General features: G+C 41.2%; 20 protein-coding genes. 7 read left to right on the top strand and 13 right to left on the bottom strand.

Annotated elements, in window-relative coordinates; genetic code table 11:
• Nucleotides 1–12: 12 nt before the first annotated feature.
• From I6F42_RS13505 to I6F42_RS13530, 6 genes are all read right to left on the bottom strand, one after another.
• Nucleotides 13–450, bottom strand: coding sequence for a hypothetical protein (locus I6F42_RS13505; RefSeq protein WP_007580023.1), 438 nt, complete (start codon nt 448–450; stop codon nt 13–15).
• Between the two features lie 6 nt (nt 451–456).
• Entirely contained in the window at nt 457–891 is a 435-nt protein-coding gene (locus I6F42_RS13510; protein ID WP_197152464.1) for a VOC family protein, read from the bottom strand.
• Between the two features lie 201 nt (nt 892–1,092).
• Nucleotides 1,093–1,506: a nucleoside diphosphate kinase regulator gene (gene rnk / locus I6F42_RS13515; RefSeq protein WP_010555031.1), complete on the bottom strand. Its 414-nt coding sequence runs from the start codon at nt 1,504–1,506 to the stop codon at nt 1,093–1,095.
• A gap of 193 nt (nt 1,507–1,699) precedes the next feature.
• Complete coding sequence (groL, locus tag I6F42_RS13520) at nt 1,700–3,346, bottom strand: chaperonin GroEL (RefSeq protein WP_007580030.1); 1,647 nt, start codon at nt 3,344–3,346, stop codon at nt 1,700–1,702.
• Between the two features lie 48 nt (nt 3,347–3,394).
• A complete protein-coding gene (locus I6F42_RS13525) occupies nt 3,395–3,682 on the bottom strand; it encodes a co-chaperone GroES (RefSeq protein ID WP_007580032.1) in 288 nt (95 codons plus the stop codon).
• Between the two features lie 110 nt (nt 3,683–3,792).
• Complete coding sequence (locus I6F42_RS13530) at nt 3,793–4,269, bottom strand: FxsA family protein (RefSeq protein WP_007580034.1); 477 nt, start codon at nt 4,267–4,269, stop codon at nt 3,793–3,795.
• A gap of 178 nt (nt 4,270–4,447) precedes the next feature.
• Here I6F42_RS13530 and cutA point away from each other — a divergent pair, with 178 nt between their 5' ends.
• The 5 genes from cutA to accC all read left to right on the top strand — a co-directional run bounded on the left by cutA (nt 4,448) and on the right by accC (nt 9,147).
• Entirely contained in the window at nt 4,448–4,768 is a 321-nt protein-coding gene (gene cutA, locus I6F42_RS13535) for a divalent-cation tolerance protein CutA (protein ID WP_007580036.1), read from the top strand.
• Entirely contained in the window at nt 4,768–6,603 is a 1,836-nt protein-coding gene (locus tag I6F42_RS13540; RefSeq protein ID WP_197152466.1) for a protein-disulfide reductase DsbD, read from the top strand. The genes cutA and I6F42_RS13540 overlap by 1 nt, the downstream gene beginning before the upstream one ends.
• Before the next feature lie 228 nt (nt 6,604–6,831).
• A complete protein-coding gene (gene aroQ / locus I6F42_RS13545; protein ID WP_007580040.1) occupies nt 6,832–7,284 on the top strand; it encodes a type II 3-dehydroquinate dehydratase in 453 nt (150 codons plus the stop codon).
• Between the two features lie 37 nt (nt 7,285–7,321).
• Nucleotides 7,322–7,780: an acetyl-CoA carboxylase biotin carboxyl carrier protein gene (gene accB / locus I6F42_RS13550; RefSeq protein ID WP_007580042.1), complete on the top strand. Its 459-nt coding sequence runs from the start codon at nt 7,322–7,324 to the stop codon at nt 7,778–7,780.
• Nucleotides 7,781–7,806: 26 nt separating this feature from the next.
• Entirely contained in the window at nt 7,807–9,147 is a 1,341-nt protein-coding gene (gene accC, locus I6F42_RS13555) for an acetyl-CoA carboxylase biotin carboxylase subunit (RefSeq protein WP_007580045.1), read from the top strand.
• A 207-nt stretch (nt 9,148–9,354) separates the two neighbouring features.
• Here the strand turns inward: accC and I6F42_RS13560 are convergent, their stop codons facing one another.
• Nucleotides 9,355–10,056, bottom strand: coding sequence for a FadR/GntR family transcriptional regulator (locus I6F42_RS13560; RefSeq protein WP_007580047.1), 702 nt, complete (start codon nt 10,054–10,056; stop codon nt 9,355–9,357).
• 199 nt (nt 10,057–10,255) lie between these two features.
• On the opposite strand from I6F42_RS13560, the gene I6F42_RS13565 reads away from it, so the two are divergent.
• Complete coding sequence (locus I6F42_RS13565; protein ID WP_002958845.1) at nt 10,256–11,014, top strand: SDR family NAD(P)-dependent oxidoreductase; 759 nt, start codon at nt 10,256–10,258, stop codon at nt 11,012–11,014.
• A gap of 3 nt (nt 11,015–11,017) precedes the next feature.
• Nucleotides 11,018–11,968: a 2-dehydro-3-deoxygalactonokinase gene (locus I6F42_RS13570; RefSeq protein ID WP_197152467.1), complete on the top strand. Its 951-nt coding sequence runs from the start codon at nt 11,018–11,020 to the stop codon at nt 11,966–11,968.
• Between the two features lie 80 nt (nt 11,969–12,048).
• On the opposite strand, the gene glpD is transcribed toward I6F42_RS13570, so the two are convergent.
• The 6 genes from glpD to I6F42_RS13600 all read right to left on the bottom strand — a co-directional run bounded on the left by glpD (nt 12,049) and on the right by I6F42_RS13600 (nt 20,051).
• On the bottom strand, nt 12,049–13,554 hold the full coding sequence (gene glpD, locus I6F42_RS13575) for a glycerol-3-phosphate dehydrogenase (RefSeq protein WP_165735743.1): 1,506 nt from the start codon (nt 13,552–13,554) through the stop codon (nt 12,049–12,051).
• A 214-nt stretch (nt 13,555–13,768) separates the two neighbouring features.
• Nucleotides 13,769–15,265, bottom strand: a complete 1,497-nt coding sequence (glpK, locus tag I6F42_RS13580; RefSeq protein WP_197152469.1) for a glycerol kinase GlpK — start codon at nt 15,263–15,265, stop codon at nt 13,769–13,771.
• Nucleotides 15,266–15,472: 207 nt separating this feature from the next.
• Nucleotides 15,473–16,795 carry a dienelactone hydrolase family protein gene (locus tag I6F42_RS13585; RefSeq protein WP_197152471.1) on the bottom strand — a complete coding sequence of 441 codons (1,323 nt, stop codon included), beginning with the start codon at nt 16,793–16,795 and terminating at the stop codon, nt 15,473–15,475.
• A gap of 29 nt (nt 16,796–16,824) precedes the next feature.
• Entirely contained in the window at nt 16,825–17,829 is a 1,005-nt protein-coding gene (locus I6F42_RS13590) for a Gfo/Idh/MocA family protein (protein ID WP_197152473.1), read from the bottom strand.
• 19 nt (nt 17,830–17,848) lie between these two features.
• On the bottom strand, nt 17,849–18,997 hold the full coding sequence (gene galK / locus I6F42_RS13595) for a galactokinase (RefSeq protein WP_007580059.1): 1,149 nt from the start codon (nt 18,995–18,997) through the stop codon (nt 17,849–17,851).
• Nucleotides 18,987–20,051, bottom strand: coding sequence for a UDP-glucose--hexose-1-phosphate uridylyltransferase (locus I6F42_RS13600; RefSeq protein ID WP_197152475.1), 1,065 nt, complete (start codon nt 20,049–20,051; stop codon nt 18,987–18,989). The genes galK and I6F42_RS13600 overlap by 11 nt, the downstream gene beginning before the upstream one ends.
• Nucleotide 20,052: the final 1 nt, after the last annotated feature.

The following is a 20,052-nucleotide window of genomic DNA, read 5'->3' on the forward strand; positions in this document are numbered from 1 at the left end:
TTTAAGCGTCACTCAACTATCAGTGTTCGGCTTTAAATTGTGGAACGTTATTGCACCCACTAAAAAGCATACACCTACATAAAGCCAAACACTGCTCGCTATAATATTCCACGTATCGGCTCGTATTAATGCAGGGATAATTATTAAGCTTCGTATGATACACAAGGTTGCAATAGCAATTAAAGCGGTTCTAGTAAGTACTATGTTACGCACTAAGCCAATTGCTGATAAGGCAAATGCAGTACAGGCAAACATGAGTCCAGCTATTGCAATACTACCTAAAGGCGCAAGGAATGTACCTTGCTGTGATGATTCTATTATTTGTATTGGGGCGCGAGCAAATATAAACCAACTAGTGCCACCCCATATACAAAGTAAATGCCATACAGCCGCTGCAGATGCAATAACTCCTGCGCTTAATAAAAATTTTGCTTTTATATTTAACAGCATTTTATCTCACTGATTATTAAGCTGTAATAAATCCCATTTTGTACCATACAAGTCTTCAAAAACCGCTACGGTGCCATAGGGTTTTATTCGAGGCTCTTCGTTAAATGTAACGCCTTTAAAAAGCATTAAATTATAATCTCGCCAAAAGTCATTGGTATGCAAAAATAAAAACACGCGACCACCCGTTTGATTACCAATAGCACTCATCTGTTCGGGTGTTGTGGCTTTAGCAAGCAGTAGATTAGTCCTGCTCGAATTAGTCCCATTTGAACTAGCCCCGTTTGAATTTGGAGGTGAAATTAACACCCAGCGTTTACCCTCTCCTAAATCAGTATCCTCTACTAACTCAAAATTGAGCTTTTGAGTATAAAACTCAATGGCATCGTCGTAGTCCTTAACAACTAATGCAATGCTGCCGATATGCTGTTGAACGTTAGTCATGTTTAGCTCACTCCGTACTATTAAATAAATGTGCTTTTTATCATATTTAGTAAACGATTACGCAGGGTATATGCCCGCAGTATGCAACTTAGTTATAGGTATAAATTAAACAGTATCAATCTGCTTTATGATAAAAAGCAAAACCCAGCCGAGGCTGGGTTTACTTTAAATCGATTTTTTAGTACTAAGTGCATAAAGTGTTTATCTGTGTAATTCACCAGCACGTTCTGGTTGATAGGTTACTTCTTTTATTTTTACCTTTATTAAGCCGCCACTCGGTTTAGGCCACTCAATTTCGTCGCCTTGGTTTAGCCCAAGTAATGCGCTACCTACAGGTGATAATATCGATATTTTATCGCCGCTAGAGTCACTGTTCTTTGGGTACACCAAGGTTAACGTAAATTCTTCTTTAGAAGACTCAACAATAAAGTTTACAGTTGAGTTCATCGTTACAACTGACGATGGCATATCTTTAGGTTCGACTATTGTTGCTCGTGCCAGTTCAGCTTCCAATTCTTCTTTATTAGCAAAGCTACCTGCAGGCAATGATTCCATTAAGTCATACAATCTATCTGCATCGAGTGATGAGATGATCAGTTCAGGTTTTTTATTCATCTTAATATCCTTAATAATTTTTAATAAATAAAATTAACTCTGAGTATGGCTTGGCATGCATTTAAGAAGCAAAGGGATACGCGAAGTCATTTTATTAATTAGCCACACCTGTGGCTTTTACTTTATTTGTGCCCAATAGCTAAAAACCCAGCCGAAGCTGGGTTTTTATTTGAGCTAGGTGTTTAGAGGATGATTACATCATTCCGCCCATACCACCCATTCCGCCCATGCCACCCATATCAGCGCCACCAGCTTCATCTTTTGGGATTTCAGCTACCATTGCTTCAGTAGTGATCATTAGACCCGCAATAGACCCTGCAAACTGTAATGCAGAGCGTGTTACTTTAGTTGGATCTAGGATACCCATTTCAATCATGTCGTTGTATTCACCAGTTGCTGCGTTGTAACCAAAGTTACCGTCGCCGCCTTTAACTGCGTTAATTACAACTGATGCTTCTTCGCCAGCGTTAGTTACGATTTGACGAAGTGGTGCTTCCATTGCACGAAGTGCAACTTTAATACCGTGGTTTTGATCTTCGTTGTCGCCAACTAAATCAACTAGCTTGCTAGCTGCACGTACAAGTGCAACACCGCCACCAGGTACTACGCCTTCTTCAACCGCTGCACGAGTTGCATTTAATGCATCTTCAACGCGGTCTTTTTTCTCTTTCATTTCCATTTCAGTAGCAGCACCTACTTTGATTACTGCAACACCGCCAGCTAGTTTAGCCATGCGCTCTTGTAGTTTCTCTTTATCGTAGTCTGATGTTGCTTCTTCGATTTGTGCTTTAATTTGTGAAACACGACCGCTAATACCCGCTTCTTCACCAGCACCATCAATGATTGTTGTATCATCTTTAGTGATAATTACGCGCTTAGCTGTACCTAGGTCTTCAACTGTTGCTTTTTCAAGCTCTAAGCCGATTTCTTCAGAAATTACAGTACCGCCAGTTAATACAGCGATATCTTGTAGCATTGCTTTACGACGGTCGCCAAAACCAGGTGCTTTAACAGCTGATACTTTAACAATACCGCGCATGTTATTAACTACTAATGTAGCTAGTGCTTCGCCTTCAAGGTCTTCTGCGATGATTAGTAGTGGTTTGCTTGCTTTAGCAACCGCTTCTAATGTTGGCAATAATTCGCGGATGTTAGATATTTTTTTATCTACAAGTAGAATAAATGGGTTATCTAGTTCAACAGTACCTTTTTCTGGGCTGTTGATAAAGTAAGGAGATAAGTAACCACGGTCAAACTGCATGCCTTCAACAACATCTAGTTCGTTTTCAAGTGATTGACCTTCTTCTACAGTAATAACACCACTGTTACGGCCTACTTTTTCCATTGCTTGTGCAATGATGTCGCCAATCTCTTTATCAGAGTTAGCTGAAATAGTACCTACTTGTGCAATTGCTTTAGTATCAGAACAAGGAACAGATAACGCTTTAAGCTCTGCAACAGCAGCAATAACTGCTTTGTCGATGCCGCGCTTAAGATCCATTGGGTTCATGCCCGCTGCAACAGCTTTAAGGCCTTCATTAACAATAGACTGTGCAAGTACTGTAGCGGTAGTTGTACCATCGCCGGCTGCATCATTTGCTTTAGATGCAACTTCTTTAACCATTTGTGCGCCCATGTTCTCAAACTTGTCTTCAAGTTCGATTTCTTTTGCTACAGATACACCATCTTTAGTGATAACTGGTGAGCCAAATGATTTATCTAGTACAACGTTACGGCCTTTAGGACCTAATGTAACTTTTACTGCGTTTGCTAGGATGTTTACGCCAGTTAGCATTTTAGCGCGTGCGTCACCTGCAAAAAGTACTTCTTTTGCTGCCATGTTTTAAATTCCTCTAAATTCTTAAATGTTTATAAACGAAAAGTAGGTTTAGCCTACAATGCCTAAAATATTATCTTCACGCATGATCAGGTACTCTTGACCTTCGATCTTTTCAACTTTTTCAACATATGAGCCAAATAACACAGTGTCACCGGCTTTAACTTCTAACGCTCTCACGTCACCGTTTTCTAAAACGCGACCATTACCTACGGCTACAACTTCTCCGCGAGTTGATTTTTCAGCTGCAGAGCCAGTTAATACAATACCGCCAGCAGATTTTGTTTCTTCTTCTAGACGTTTAACGATTACGCGATCTTGTAAAGGACGAATGTTCATGTTTTTTAGTTCTCCTAACAGTTTCTGAACAGTACAGAAAAAAGCTTTTCTAATTTGCATTCATTAATGGGGGTAGAGTGAAAAATTCCAAGAGAAAAAACGATAAATTTTTAATCTTTTCGCTCATATTCACCATCAATAGTGGTTGGTCGTTCCATTTGCCCTTGCTCTCGTTCAGCATGTTGCTGCCCAGCAAACGGCGATGGCCCTTGTTGCATGCCTGCGCTCATTCTAACAGTTGCTTGGCTAGCAAGGCCTGCAGCCAATTTGTTACGAATTGCAGGGGTTAATAATAGTAGCCCAAATACGTCAGTCATAATGCCAGGAGTAAGGAGTAATACACCTGCAATTACAACGCATATACCGGTAAATAATTCTTTGGCTGGCATTTGCCCTTGCGCCATTTGCGCTTGTACGTTTTGCAGCGCCCCCATACCTTGTGTTTTAACCATTTTGGCACCTAAAATCGCCGTAATAACAACAAGTGCAATTGTTGCAAATCCGCCAATCACGTCGCTTACTTGAATCAGCAAAGCGATTTCGATGATAGGGATGATAATAAACAACACAAATAAAAATCTAAACATAGCGCTCTCTAAATAATGACACTCAAAAGAGTTGATGAAATATAAATGAGGGTGACGAGGTCTCTTTTCAAGGTTAGGGCATAGGTATCGTCATTTTACTGATATTTTAGCGTCTACACATTGTATCGGCTATCAGATACTATGATGCTAGACACTGTCCAATAAGTATAGGTTCATAATGACTACGCATTTTAAAATGATTTTTACGACCTGCAAAGACGAAGCAGAAGCACGAACACTTGCAAGGGCGTTGGTAGAAAAAAAACTAGCTGCTTGTGTAAATATTTTACCTAACATGGGCTCTATTTATATGTGGGAAGGCGAAGTTGCAGAAGCAACTGAGGCTAAGCTACTTATAAAAACGAAATCAGATAAAATGAACGATGTGTTTCTAACAATAAAAGAGTTACATAGCTACGAAGTGCCAGAGATTCAGGTTTTAGAAGTTTCTACGGGAAATTTGGCGTATTTTAATTGGATGGACGAGGTACTGAATTAATGCGTTTTTTCTTTTTATTGTTGGTTACATTATTAACCGTACCTGTAAAGGCTGCGACTAATAATGTGCTTGGTGATCTACTTGGGCCTCCTCAACACACTTTTTTACCTGTAGACCAAGCGTTTGTATTTGACTTTGATCAGCAAGGCAGCACCTTGTTTGTAGGTTGGGATATAGCGCCAGACTATTATTTATATAAAAAGAAAATAGAAATCATTGCCAAGGGCGCAAACATTCAAGTAGGTGACTCGGGTAGTGGCGAAATTATTGAAGATGAATTTTTTGGTAAAACAGAAGTCTTTTTTAATACCGCGAGCGTTGTTAGTAAGTTAAGTAATATCACTGAGGGAGCGGTTGTTAAAGTTCGCTATCAGGGCTGTGCAAAAGCAGGGCTTTGTTATCCACCGGAAGTGATTAGCATTCCACTTAGTGTAATTAGTGGCGCACAGATTAAAAATGTAGATCAAAATAGCGCTACCGATGAAGCGGCAACAGCGCAAAGTACATTTGCAGCACTTAACGATCCAGCAGCTGAACCTACAACAAATTCGGATGACACCGAAAAAGAACTGACTTTTACTGAGCAATTAGCCAGTCAGAGCTTAATAACTAATTTACTCATATTTTTTGCTGTTGGTGTAGGCCTTGCTTTTACGCCATGCGTATTCCCAATGTTTCCAATTTTGTCGAGCTTAATTGCGGGTCAGCAAAACCTTTCAACTAAAAAAGCGTTTGCGTTGTCGTTTGTATATATACAAGGTATGGCAGTTACCTATGCAGCGCTTGGCTTAGTTGTTGCTGCGCTTGGTGGGCAAGTGCAGGGGTATTTACAGCATCCATTTGTGTTAATCAGTTTTAGTTTATTATTTGTATTATTGGCTATGTCGATGTTTGGTTGGTACGAAATTAAACTGCCAAGCAGTATGATGAGCAAGCTAACCCAAGTAAGTAACAACCAAAAAGGCGGCAACTACGTTGGCGTATTTTTAATGGGTGTACTTTCGGGCTTAATAGCATCACCTTGTACTACTGCGCCACTGTCGGCGGCACTGTTATTTGTAGCGCAAAGTGGTGATTACTTAGTAGGTGGTTTAACACTGTACGTGCTCAGTTTAGGTATGGGATTGCCATTGTTATTACTTGGTACATCTGGCGGTAAATTGCTTCCTAAAGCGGGTGGTTGGATGGAGCAAGTTAAAACCTTGTTTGGTTTTGTGATGCTCGTTGTGCCGCTTATATTACTTGAGCGACTAGTAAGCGCCGAGATTATATTATTAATGGCAGGTGTGCTTGCATTAGCAACAGCACTGTACTTACATCATTGGCAAAGTAGCCAAACACAAAGCAAGTTAAAAACTGCATTATGGTTTGCTGCAACTCTATTAGTTATTACTGGCTTTACGTTGACTAAAAACTACTTTTGGCCAGTACAAGTACAAACAGTACAGGTAAGCTCACAAAATAATGAGTTTAAACAGGTTGCTGATTTAGCAGAATTAAAAGAAGCAGTTGCACAAGCAAACGACGAAGGTCGAATGGTTATGGTCGATTTATATGCCGACTGGTGTGTGGCGTGTAAAGAGTTTGAACATTACACCTTTCCTGATACCAAAGTGCAAAGTGAGTTTAGCCACTATCAGCTTATTCAAATTGATTTAACTGAGAGTGATAATAAAACAATTGAGCTAATGGAAGAGTACACGGTGTTTGGTTTACCTAGTATTTTGTTTTTTAATACTCAAGGACAAGAGCTTAGTACGCAGCGCGTAACGGGCTTTTTAAATGCTGAGGACTTTGCTAAACACCTAGCAGTTGTGCGCGCCAGCGCACAATAATAGTGCAATAGTGCCACTTGAATTGACTAAGTGGCACCTTCTTAATTCTTCTTATATTTGTACCCACGACACTGATAAGACCAGTATTTTGCTGCTATTTACGTCGAAATCACTATAATAGTTGGTTAACGTGAGAAATTGTTGCTACATTGCTTTTTCTGCTTACTTAAAAGTGAAAAACTAGTTAGTAACCGCTTAACTCATTACTTATAGGATACATCGCGTATTATGGCTGCAAAATTTAACCTTTTAGTTATAAATGGTCCAAATTTAAACATGCTTGGTAAACGTGAACCGGATAAATACGGTTTTCAGACGCTGAGTGAGATTATGGAGGAGCTAACCAGTGCTGCTAATAGTCTAGATGTTGAGTTAACGCATTTTCAAAGTAATAGTGAGCAAGCACTCATCGAACGAATTCACGATGCTTGGCAAGCGGTTGATTACATAATTATCAACCCAGCTGCATTTACGCATACTAGCGTCGCATTACGTGATGCACTGTTGAGTGTTGATATTCCGTTTTTTGAGGTGCACTTAAGTAATGTGCACGCACGTGAAGCCTTTCGTCATCATTCGTATTTTTCTGATGTGGCACAAGGCGTGATATGTGGATTAGGCGCAATGGGTTATCACGCAGCATTAAATGCCGCTGTGAGCCGGTTGCAAAGCGCAATTTAATTTAAATTAACACACAAACTAACAGGCGGGTCGTGTAATGGATATTCGCAAGATAAAGAAGCTTATCGAATTAGTAGAAGAATCAGGTATTGCTGAGCTAGAAATCACTGAAGGTGAAGAATCAGTACGTATTAACCGTAACAACATGAGCGCAGGCCCTGGTTACCCGCAATTTGCTCCACAGCAATATGCACCAGCGCCAGCAGCACCAGTTGCAGCGGCTCCTGTAGCTGTTGAAGCAGCAGCACCAGCTGAGCCTACGGGTCATCAAGTTAAATCACCAATGGTTGGTTCTTTTTACTCAGCTGCGTCTCCTGAAGCTCCAGCATATGTAGAAGTTGGTCAGCAAGTTAAAGTTGGCGATACACTTTGTATTATCGAAGCTATGAAAATGATGAACCAAATTGAATCAGATAAAGCCGGTACAGTAAGAGCTATCTTAGCTGAAAATGGCGAGCCAATAGAATTTGATCAACCTCTATTCATCATTGAATAATAGCGTAACCTAAAAGGCCAACTCTAATGTTAGATAAAGTAGTCATTGCAAACCGAGGTGAAATTGCACTTCGTATATTGCGCGCCTGCAAAGAGCTTGGGATCAAAACGGTTGCTGTGCATTCAACGGCAGATCGCGATCTTAAGCATGTATTGCTTGCAGATGAAACCATCTGTATTGGTAGACCATCAGCAACTGAAAGTTATTTAGATATTCCGCGCATTATTGCTGCGGCTGAAATAACTGACGCTGTAGCGATTCATCCTGGTTACGGTTTCCTTGCAGAAAATGCTGATTTTGCCGACCAAGTTGAGCAAAGTGGTTTTGTATTTATCGGTCCTCGTGGCGACACTATTCGCCTTATGGGTGATAAAGTGTCTGCTATTGCAGCAATGCGTAAAGCAGGCGTTCCATGTGTTCCTGGCTCTGACGGTCCAGTATCAGATGATAAAGAACGCAACATGCAAATCGCTAAGCGTATCGGTTACCCGGTAATCATCAAAGCCGCTGGTGGCGGTGGTGGTCGTGGTATGCGTGTTGTTCGCAGCGAATCTGAACTTATTGATTCAATTGCATTAACACAGCAAGAAGCTAAGCAATTCTTTGGTAATAGCATGGTTTACATGGAAAAATTCCTTGAAAACCCACGCCACATCGAAGTTCAAGTATTAGCAGACGGCCAAGGTAATGCAGTACATTTAGGTGAACGTGATTGTTCTATGCAACGTCGTCACCAAAAAGTAGTTGAAGAAGCTCCAGCACCAGGAATTACTGCTGAAACGCGTAAATTCATTGGCGAGCGCTGTACACGTGCATGTATCGAAATTGGATACCGCGGTGCAGGTACGTTTGAGTTTTTATACGAAAACGGCGAGTTTTACTTCATCGAAATGAATACACGTATTCAGGTTGAACACCCTGTAACTGAAATGGTTACTGGTATCGATTTAGTGAAAGAGCAGTTAAAAATTGCAGCGGGTCAACCGTTATCATTCACTCAAGACGACGTTGTTATTCGTGGTCATGCTATTGAATGTCGTATTAATGCTGAAGATCCTGAAACGTTTATCCCGTCACCGGGTAAAATTACACGTTTCCATCCAGCAGGTGGTTTAGGTATTCGTTGGGACAGCCATATTTACGCTGACTACACGGTTCCACCACATTACGATTCAATGATTGGTAAGTTAATTACTTACGGTGAAAACCGTGATGTAGCTATTGCCCGTGCGCGCAATGCACTTAACGAGCTAGTAATTGACGGAATTAAAACTAATACTCCTTTGCATAAGAGAATTCTTGCAGATGAAAACTTCCAAAATGGTGGTACTAACATCCACTATCTTGAGAAGAAATTAGGATTGTAATTCTAGCCTGTAAAAGGCGTTTTATCTCAATTAATAACCAGAGTTATTAAGTTGATTTAAATAACTAAAAATCCGATATCAGGAGACTGATATCGGATTTTTTAATGCCTGTAATTTAAGTTTTATAGGCAATAAAAAAGTCCATCGAATGTACTGCAAAGAGTAAATTCGATGGACTCAATATTTATACAATATGTTGAACTAACATTAAACTAATTTAGATTCAATTAACTGCAGTGCTTCTTCTAAAATTGTTTCTACTGCTTTTTTAGCGCGTTCAGGATCGCGTGACTTTATGGTTTCTAAAATATCAGCGTGCTTAGCAACGTCTGCGCCCGGTACACCTTTAATGTGGTTTGTATAACGAATACTTACTCTAAGGGCAGTACTAATAAACTCAGTTAACTGCACAAAAAAGCGATTGTTACTGGCCACTAATATGCTGGTATGAAAAGCAATGTCGGCTTCTAGTGGGTCGTCCAAGCCTTCGTCTGCTTCAGCCATACGGGCTAAGGCGTTATCAATTTCAGCGAGTTGTTCAGCAGTTGCATTTAGTGCTGCAAGAGCGGCCGCTTGTGGCTCAAGCGCGACACGTACTTGAGTAAACTCTTTTAATAATGACAGTGATGGCTTGCTGCTTAAAATCCAACGTAGTACGTCGGTATCAAACATGTTCCAGCTACTTTCAGGTAATACACGAATACCTTGCTTAGGACGGGATGAAATTAATCCTTTAGCAGAGAGCATTTTTACCGCTTCGCGGGTAGCGCTGCGACTTACATCATACTTTATACATAAATCGGCTTCAGAAGGCAGGCCTTCGCTTACAGGGTAAACACCACGCACAATAGCAAAACCCAAATCGTGGGTTAATTGTTGTGTTAAATTTTGACGGGGTTGGCTTTTCATTGCGCAGGATTCCGAGTTGATATATTGCTTTATTATATATCATATATCATATTAATGTACTCAAGGATATGATATAAACTTTTAATTAGCTAAATATTTTAACACAGCAATAACAACTTAGTTTGGCTCTTTATACTGTAAATGTAAGTTTATAAAGAGTTTAAATGAAATTGAAAATGCGCTGTATGGAGAGTTGAATTTGAATACCCTAGCTCAATATCATAGTCTTTCTGGTAAAGTTATTTTTATTACAGGCGGTGCATCAGGCATTGGTAGAGCAATGGTTAAATCCTTTGTAAACCAAAATGCAAAAGTAGCATTTATAGATATTGATGATAAGGCAGCGCAATCGCTTATTCGTGATTTACCCAATGCAAAACTATGGTATAGGCAAGTTGATGTAACTGACTCTCATGCACTTCAGCAATCACTTGTGGATGCATGCGCCGCTTTTGGTGCCATTAATGTATTAGTTAATAATGTAGCGAACGACCGCCGCCAAGCGAGCGAAGACGTTACAGTGCAAGACTGGGATCAGTGCTTACAAATAAACTTAAACCCTGCATTTTTTGCCTCTCAAGTTGCTATGTCTTTTATGAAAGGCGATGGAGCCGGCAGTATCATTAATTTTAGCTCTATTAACGCGATTATGGGCCAGCCACAAATGGCAGGCTATGTAACCGCAAAAGCAGGGCTAATTGGTATGACTAAGGCATTGGCTCGCGATTACGGCGAGTTTGGTATTCGCGTTAACGCTATTTTGCCAGGGTGGGTGGCCACCGACCGTCAACTAGCAAGTTGGTTTACCGAAGAAGAGCAAGTTAAGTGGATGGAAGCCATGGCGCTTAAAAAATTAGTTACCCCTGAAGATGTTGCTAATTTGGCACTCTTTTTAGCCGCCGATGAAAGCAGTATGATCACCGGGCAGAGTATTAAAATCGACGGTGGGAGGCTTTAAAGCTTGGCTAATTCATCTCTTTTTATTGCTGTTGACTGGGGCACGAGCCATTTACGTGCTTATTTGTGCGAAGTACAAGCGCAATCAACACTTAAATTATTAGCACAACGTGATGGCCCTGGCGTTGTTAAGGCGAATCAAAATTTTGAGCAAACCCTAATCGACACGATTTCGGTGTGGAAGCAAGAATATGGCAGTTTACCTATATATATTGCAGGGCAAATTACCTCAAGCATCGGCTGGCACGAAACGCCATATTTAGAATGCCCAATTAATCCCGAAGGGCTACTTAATGCTGCGGTTAGCTTTGATTGCGATGGGCATACAATTAAAGCGCTACCAGGCACAAAGTGTACGCTGCAAAATAGCTTATTTGATGTAATGCGCGGCGAAGAGCTGCAAATTTTAGGGTTTTTAAAACAAAATCCAGAGTATCAACAAGGTAAAATATTATTATGTTTACCTGGTACACATACTAAATGGGTGCTTATAAACAACGGCGAAATCATTTGCTTTAAAACAGCTATGACCGGTGAGTTATATGATTTGTTGTGTCATCAAAGTGTTTTAATTCCTAACGACTGCGCAGAAGGTGATTTTGATTTTAAAGCATTTGAGCAAGGCTGTGAGCTAACTTTAGGTAGTGATAGCGGTAACTTGGCACATGGTATTTTTAGTGTGCGTACACGCCAGCTTTCAAAGGAGTTAACGCCAGTACAAGCTAAAGCCTATTTGTCGGGTGTATTAATTGGCAGTGATGTACGAGCAGCTCGCCATGCTAGCGAATGGCAATTATTGAGTGATACACAAGTTGTGGTGATTGGCACAAAGCAGCTTAATAAGTGTTTTACCACAGCGCTTAAACAAATTGGTGTTAAGTGTGTTGAGTTTGATATTAAAACAGCCACGCTAAGCGGCTTTAATTACTTATTTAATTTAGAGTCAAAAAAATAAACCCCTCTATAATAATTAAATTATAAAGGGGTTGCACGGGAAGTTTTTAGGACTATATCAGCCAATTACTTTAGCGGTTATTAAGCAATTTTAGCCGCTTTGCTTTGCTCAATATAATCATTAAGCGCAGCAACTTGTGCCTCATTAAAACGTAGTCCTAATTTGCTGCGGCGCCATAAAATATTGTATGCGTTTTCTGCCCACTCTTCATTTAGCAAGTAATCTACTTCTGCTGCAAATAAACCATGGCCAAAATCTTGGCCTAAATCACTCAACCCAGTTGCACTACCTAATATATGTTTAGCACGAGTACCATAAGTGCGTACAAAACGTTTAAGTGTTATTTCAGGTAGCCATTCGTATTTTGCTTTTAGCTCTGATTTAAGTGCTTCTACAGAGCTAAAATCACCACCAGGGAGCGAGCTATGCTTGGTCCACGCTTTGCTCATTTGTGGGTAAAAGTCTTCAAGCTTATTAACCGCAGCTTCGGCAAGTTTGCGATAAGTTGTAATTTTTCCACCAAACACACTCAGTAGAGGTGTTTGCTTAGCATCACTCGAAAGCTCTAATTTATAATCGCGAGTAACGGCTTGTGCATTAACTGATTCGTCATCAAGTAATGGGCGTACACCTGAAAAGGTATGTACTATGTCTTCGCGTTTAATCGGTTGTTTAAAGTAGGTATTAGTAATATCAATTAAGTAATCAATTTCTTCATCACTAATTTTAACGTCTTGTGCTTCACCTTTGTGTTCTACATCGGTTGTGCCAATAAGTGAGAAGTCATCTTCAAACGGAATAACAAACACAATGCGCTGATCTTTATTTTGTAAAATATAAGCTTGTTTCTCATCGTGAATGCGAGGCACTACAATGTGACTACCTTTTACAAGGCGAATATTTTGTGGTGATTTTTCTGTTAGGGCTTCATCAAATAATTTAGCTACCCAAGGACCCGCAGCATTAACAATGCCTTTGGCAGAAATGGTGTATTTAGCTTTACTCTTTTGCTGCTCAAGCGTTACCTGCCATTTACCTTGCTCACGTTTAGCATTTACACACTTAGTTTGTGTGGTAATAACGGCGCCTTTTTCCTGCGCTGCAAGGGCGTTTAAAACGACTAAGCGAGAATCGTCAACCCAGCCATCAGAGTATTCAAACCCTTTGGTAATAGAGGGTTCTAAAACGCTATTTTCACCAAATTTAATGCTTCGAGAACCCGCAAGTGTTTCGCGTTTCGCTAGGTTGTCATACATAAACAAACCAATGCGAATCATCCACGCAGGGCGTAAATGCTTTTGATGCGGCAATCTAAAGGTTAGTGGCCACATAATGTGAGGTGCGTTCTTAAGTAGCACTTCTCGCTCTGCTAGGGCTTCTTTTACTAATCTAAATTCGTAATGCTCAAGGTAGCGCAGACCACCGTGGATCAGCTTAGAACTGTTTGAAGATGTTGCACAGGCAAGGTCTGATTGTTCGCACAAGAGTACTTTTAATCCTCTGCCTGCTGCATCAGCTGCTATTCCAGTGCCGTTTACACCGCCACCGATGACTAGTAAGTCATATTCGTTATCTGCTAATTCCACCGAGCTAACCTTTTTATTTGTAATATAAATAAGACATAAGCATCATAAAGCTGCTGTTTTCATTTGACAATAGAAAACCCAGATTTTTATTCGTTAATTTTGACGCCAATCCATTTTCAATTTAAAGCAGTAAAGCATGCTTTTTAAATCTAGCATTTAGCTAAGTTAAAAAAGCAAAGTGGTTAAAGTATTAGCCTTAACCACTTAGTATTTACTATGGGCAGTTTTTATTCGTTAAGCATACTTGAGCTACGCAGTGCTGCCATTTTGCGTATAGATCGTTACGCTCGTCGGCACTCATGGTTGGCTCAAAACGACGGTCGCATGTCCACATTTTAGATAACTGCTCAGTCGACTCGTACACACCTGTTTGTAAGCCAGCTAAATATGCTACGCCTAAAGAAGTGGTTTCGGTCACAGTTGGGCGCTCAACTGTTGCGCCTAAAATGTTTGATAAAAAGGTCATAACCCAATTATTTTTTACCATACCGCCATCTACACGAAGCACACTTGGGCGAAGACCATCACGCTCCATCGCTTTTTGTAAATCTTTGGTCTGGTAACCAACTGATTGCAGCGCTGCGGCAACTATGGTGCTAATACCCGAATCGCGTGTTAGCCCTAAAATAGCGCCACGCGCATTAGGGTCCCAGTAAGGAGCGCCTAAACCCGTAAACGAAGGCACTAAAAATACACCATGATCGAGCGGTACATCTTTAACCATCGACTCACTTTCGCCAGCATGGCTAAGTAGCTTTAAGCCTTCAACAATCCACTGCATAGTTGCGCCAGCCATAAATATACTGCCTTCAATGGCGTAAGTTGGCTTGCCGTTTAATCTGTAGGCAACAGTGGTCAGTAAGCGGTTTTCTGAGGTCAGTGCTTTTTCGCCAGTGTTAAGCATTAAAAAACAGCCAGTACCGTAAGTACTTTTAGCCATGCCTTGTTCAAAACATGCATGTCCTACAAGCGCAGCTTGTTGATCGCCTGCAATACCACATACGCGAATTGGCGCGCCAAAAATATCAGCACTGGTTGAACCAAACTCGTCAGCTGAATCCATTACTTCTGGCAGCATCGATTCTGGAATGTCGAATAACTCTAAAAGCTCTTGATCCCACTGCTGGGTATGAATATTAAATAACATGGTGCGCGATGCATTGGTTGCATCGGTGCGGTGCTCTTTGCCGCCTGTTAGCTGCCAAAGTAGGTAAGTGTCAACCGTACCGAAGGCAAGTTCGCCTGCAAGGGCTTGTTCGCGTGCGCCTTCAACGTTATCTAAAATCCAACGAACTTTAGTAGCCGAAAAGTAAGGGTCGAGCAGTAAGCCTGTTTTTTCGCTTATCGTTTGGCAAAGCTCTTCAGTTGTTAGGCTTTCGCAATAGTCACTGGTGCGACGGTCTTGCCATACAATAGCGTTATAAATTGTTTTGCCTGTTTTTTTGTTCCATACCAAAGTGGTTTCGCGCTGATTGGTGATACCAATGGCAATAATTTCTTCAGGCTTTACATCGTTTTTAGTTAACACTTCGCGACTAGTGCTAAGCACTGTTTGCCAAATATCGTTAGGGTCGTGTTCTACCCAACCATTTTGTGGAAAATGCTGCGAAAATTCTTGTTGTGCTGTACCAAAAACGTCTGCATCTTTTGTAAACAAGATGGCCCGAGAGCTTGTGGTTCCTTGATCAATTGAGAGTATGTATTTGGACATGATATTTGTGTTATTTATCTTATCTTATATATGACTAGATTGCCTTTAACCGAAGTTAATGGCAATGGTTTTTTCTTAAAATAGCAGATTAAAAAATAAACACGCCAATATTTTCAGGTAACTCTTTTATATAAAAGGCGTTTTATTTTTGCATTATTTTAAGGGCGTACGCGGCTATTGATTAAAACAACCGCTTAAAGCTTATTATTACTTGGTGTGAGGTTTAGCTTGTTGCCAATCCATACCGGTAGAAAAGCGATTATCAAACCCGCGCCACTGTGGCAGCGGCTTACCATCAACAACAGCTTGGTCGCCGTTTTGTGGTAAATCTAAGTATTTACACTCGCTGGCTATGCCTTTTACGTGGCAATCCATCATGGCAAGTACAAAGTGTTTGTTGATTTCGTTTAGTGTACGCATAGACCACGAAGGCTCGTAGTAATGGCCTATATCTAGCTCACTGCTGCTTTGTGCAATAGCAGGGGCTGGGTGTGGTGCAATATTGTGGCGTGCATTTTTGTAAGTAAGCATGTACTTATCTTTGCTGCCTGTTTGTTCATAAAGACTTTTAATGCCTTCATAGCCTGAAATGTCATCTAAGTTACCGGCTATATAAAGCGAAGGTACTTTAATATTTTCCATTGCTTTGGCATCAAATATAGCGTGCTGTCCGCCCCATGGTGCAAAGGCTACCATCGCTTTTATACGTGGGTCTACTTTTGGGTTTTGGTATTGCCCACCAGCGCAGCTGTTTAGTAATTGCTGTACTTGTTTAATTTGAGCAGGGTCTTTCATACCCGTAAACATAGCCGTTGTTTGCTCATTAAAAGCGTAACAACCACCTATCGTATTTACAGCGCCATAGCCACCCATTGAGTAACCAATTACACCTGCGCTTTTGTTATCTACTTGCTTACTTGCAAAGTTGTTTTGTTCGTTAAAGTAATTAATAACAAACTGCTGATCGCGTGAGCGATTTATAAGCGTGCTAAAAAAGCCAGAGAACGGCGCATTATTAAAATCAACATCGGCATTGGTTGAGTCAGTATGATCAATAGCTACCACAATGTAACCGTGTGACGCTAAATGCTCGCCAAGGTAGTACATAATTGTACGGTAACCGGTATAACCGTGCGAAAGCACTATCACAGGGTAGTGCTCTTTATTATTAATGGTGACATCACGCATTGCATCGGCTTGCAGAGTAAACTCTTTACCTGAGCGAGTTTGATCGGTGTAGCTGGTAAGTGGCGCTTTTGCTGTATTTGCAGCCGGATACCACACCTCTACTTTTAAAGGACGATCTTTTTGGCCTTGTGTAGCGGGGTCAAATTGCGCAGGGTTAACTAAATCAAGTGTTTGCACACCTACATTGTAGCTACCTTTAGCTGCAAGCTCTGGCAGTACTTCGCTAGTGATTGGCGGATATAGCTGCTCTGGTTTATTAGATTCAGCAACAGCTACACTGGCAGATAAACTGCACGTTGCAAGTAATATGGCTTTTGAAAGCGCCTTGAGTGTGTGTGTCATTGTGTGTCCTTGTTGTGTATTTTTATTTTTTAATTTGTCAGTTCAGCCGACTCGACGACATTGCTATATTGCAGCTGCCATTGTGCTCGCAAGGTATCCATGATGTTCATAACTCGTAAGCTAGTACCGAGGGGCAACACGCTGCTTTGGGTATGTTTTTGTAATATACACTGCGTGACATGTGTAATTTCAAACTTAAAGTTTTCATCGTCACTAAAGTTGTATTCAAAGTACTGAGGGTCTTGGTCTTTTATGTGTAGCTCTAGCGTTTGTGCACCTACAAACTGAGGTATTCGAATATAGCCAAGCTCACCATTAATACATGCTTCTGTTGGGCCATTTTGCTGCAGTGCGCTGGCAAGAGATGCAAATTGCCCGTTACCGTAATCAACTATAGCAGTGCTTCGCTCATCAACGCCGGTTGTGCTTTTATGTACAAAGGATTTGATGTGTTCAGGGGTTTTATTAAATACCACATCAGCAATCGAAATAGGATAAATACCTAAATCGAGCAGGGCGCCACCGGCTGTTACAGGATTCATTAATCGGTGAGTGTCGGCAAAGCTGCCAGGTAAACTAAAGTTGGCATTAACACTGTGCACATTACCAATAACACCTTCATTTAGGAGTTGTTGTAATTTTACTATGGCTGGTAAAAACCGCATCCAAACGCCTTCCATTAAAAAGCAGTTTTGTTGCTTTGCAAGCTCAGTGAGGTTTTGCAATTGCTTAGCATTAACGGTAATCGGTTTTTCGCTTAGCACGTGCTTATTGTGTTTTAAGCATTGGGCGATAGTTTTAAAGTGTTGATCGTGGGTATTGGCAATATATACGGCATCTATATTTGGGCATTGCATAAGAGCTTGATAGCTCTCATAGCCTTGAATATTGTACGGTGTGGCAAATTCTTTAGCGCGCTGCATACTCGTTGATGCAGCGCCAATAAGCTGTGCATCACTGCAATGCGCAATGCTTTTAGCAAAGGTGTGAGCTATATTGCCACACCCAATAATTCCCCAATTAACCTTTGCCATGCTTATTCCTTAAGTTTATTTAAAAAGACGTAATTTGTAATCCTGAACCCGCTGAACATACGTAAATATCAGCATTTAGGCTAAAACGCTCAAAGTAATGCTTTTCTACCGCAGCTTTAATTAGTGGTACTTCCGCATCGCGACACAAACATACAATAGCACCACCAAAGCCGCCACCCGTCATACGAACTGCGCCACGCTCGCCCATCGCTTCTTTACAAATCTCTACTAGGCCATCGGTTGCAGGTACGGTTACTTCAAAATCGTGTTTAAGCGATTGGTGCGATGCAGCCATTAGCGTACGAAGTGCATCCATATTGTTATTTTGTAGTGCAGTAGTTGCTGCAATTACACGGTCGTTTTCGCTAATTACGTGGTGTGCACGTTTATATTCGTTTTCGCTTAATGTCGCTTTTACTGCTTGCAGGCCAGCCATGGTGGCTTGGCGAAGTGTTTCTACACCCATTTTTACAGCAGCTTGTTCGCAGTCAATACGGCGCTGGTTGTATTCGCTATCAACCAACTTACGCGGGTAGTTTGAATTAACAATAACAATATTTAAATCATCAGGAACTTTAACTGATTTAGTTGCGAGGTTTTCACAGTCGATTAATAGCGCATGACCGTTCTCGCCTTTAGCTGAAATAAGCTGATCCATAATGCCGCATTGGCAATGCATAAAGTCGTTTTCGGCTTCTTGACCAAATAGCGCAATTTGCTCTGGCGGTAAACCAAGCTGTGCAATATGGTTAAACATACCGCCTACAGCAACTTCTAGTGCGGCCGATGACGACAAGCCACTACCTTGCGGTAAGTTGCTGTCAATAAGTAGGTCGGCGCCACGCAGTGTGTAGCCCGCTCTTTTAAGAACATAAGTAACAGCACGAATGTAGTTACCCCATTGCGACTGGCCTTCAGTGATTTCTTCATCAACGCTAAAGCTGTCTTTTTCGCCTGGGTAATTTAAAGAATGCACAGTGATAATATTGTCGTCGCGCTCTTTAAACATTACTTGGGTACGAAACTCTAACGAACACGGTAAAACAAAACCGTCGTTGTAGTCGGTAAATTCGCCAATGAGGTTTACACGCCCCGGTGCTGCTGCAATACCTTGAGCAGGCGCGCCATACAGTGACAAAAATTGTTGTTGGAATTCGTTAAGCTTCATCTGTGTGTCCTGCTGTATCTTTATAGTGTGTTGTACTGGCTGCTTTTAAAATAGAAGCAGAGGTTTCTGCGCTTAAATCGCGTTGGCTTTCGCCTAGCATTTCGTAGCCTACCATGTGTTTTTTAACAGTAGCAGAGCGAAGTAGCGGCGGATAAAAGTGTGCATGCAAACGCCAATGTTGCTCATCAGAGCCTCTATTAGCCGGTGCATTGTGCCATCCCATTGAGTATGGGAAGCTGCAATTAAATACGTTGTCGTACTTAGTGGTTAATACTTTAAGTGCCTGAGCCAAGGAGTCGGTTTGCGCATCGTTTAGCTGGCTAAAGTTTTGAATGTTATCTTTAGTTACTAGCATTGTTTCAAACGGCCACGCTGCCCAAAATGGCACAACAACAAGCCAATGTTCGTTTTCAAATACAACACGAGTTTTATCTGCTTGCTCTTTTTGCGCGTAATCGGCAAGCATGGCTGTGCCATGCTTTTTATAATAGGCAAGCTGCTGGTTATCTTCGGCTTCTATTTCGGTTGATAAATGCGAGTGAGCCCATACTTGGCCGTGAGGATGAGGTTGCGAACAACCCATGATCTCGCCTTTATTTTCAAAAACTTGTACGCATTCGTACTGCTGTGCAAGCTCTGTGTAATTTTGTTTCCAGGTTTTTACTACTTCGTGCAATGCGTTTTGGCTAAGCTCTGGTAGTGTTTTATTATGCTCTGGAGAAAAACAAATTACGCGGCATTCGCCACTGGCTTCGTCGGCAATAAATAAATCGCTGTCTGACTCTAAGCTTTGTAATTGCTCGCTGGCATTAGGCGTTAATGCGCCAAAGTCATTTCTAAATACGTGTGTGTATTTGTAATCAGGGTTACTGTCGCCATTTGCACGGGTATTACTTGGGCAAAGTGGGCAGCTGTCATCGTGTTTTGGTAATACGTTTTCGTTAACGGCTTCTGTTGCGCCTAACCATGGGCGGTTATTACGATGTGGTGACACTAATACCCAACGACCCGTTAGCGGATTTTTACGTCTGTGAGTACTTTCTAATAAAGCCATA

It is taken from the genome of Pseudoalteromonas sp. SWYJZ12 (genome assembly GCF_015864395.1).
Taxonomy (GTDB): Bacteria; Pseudomonadota; Gammaproteobacteria; order Enterobacterales; family Alteromonadaceae; genus Pseudoalteromonas; species Pseudoalteromonas arctica.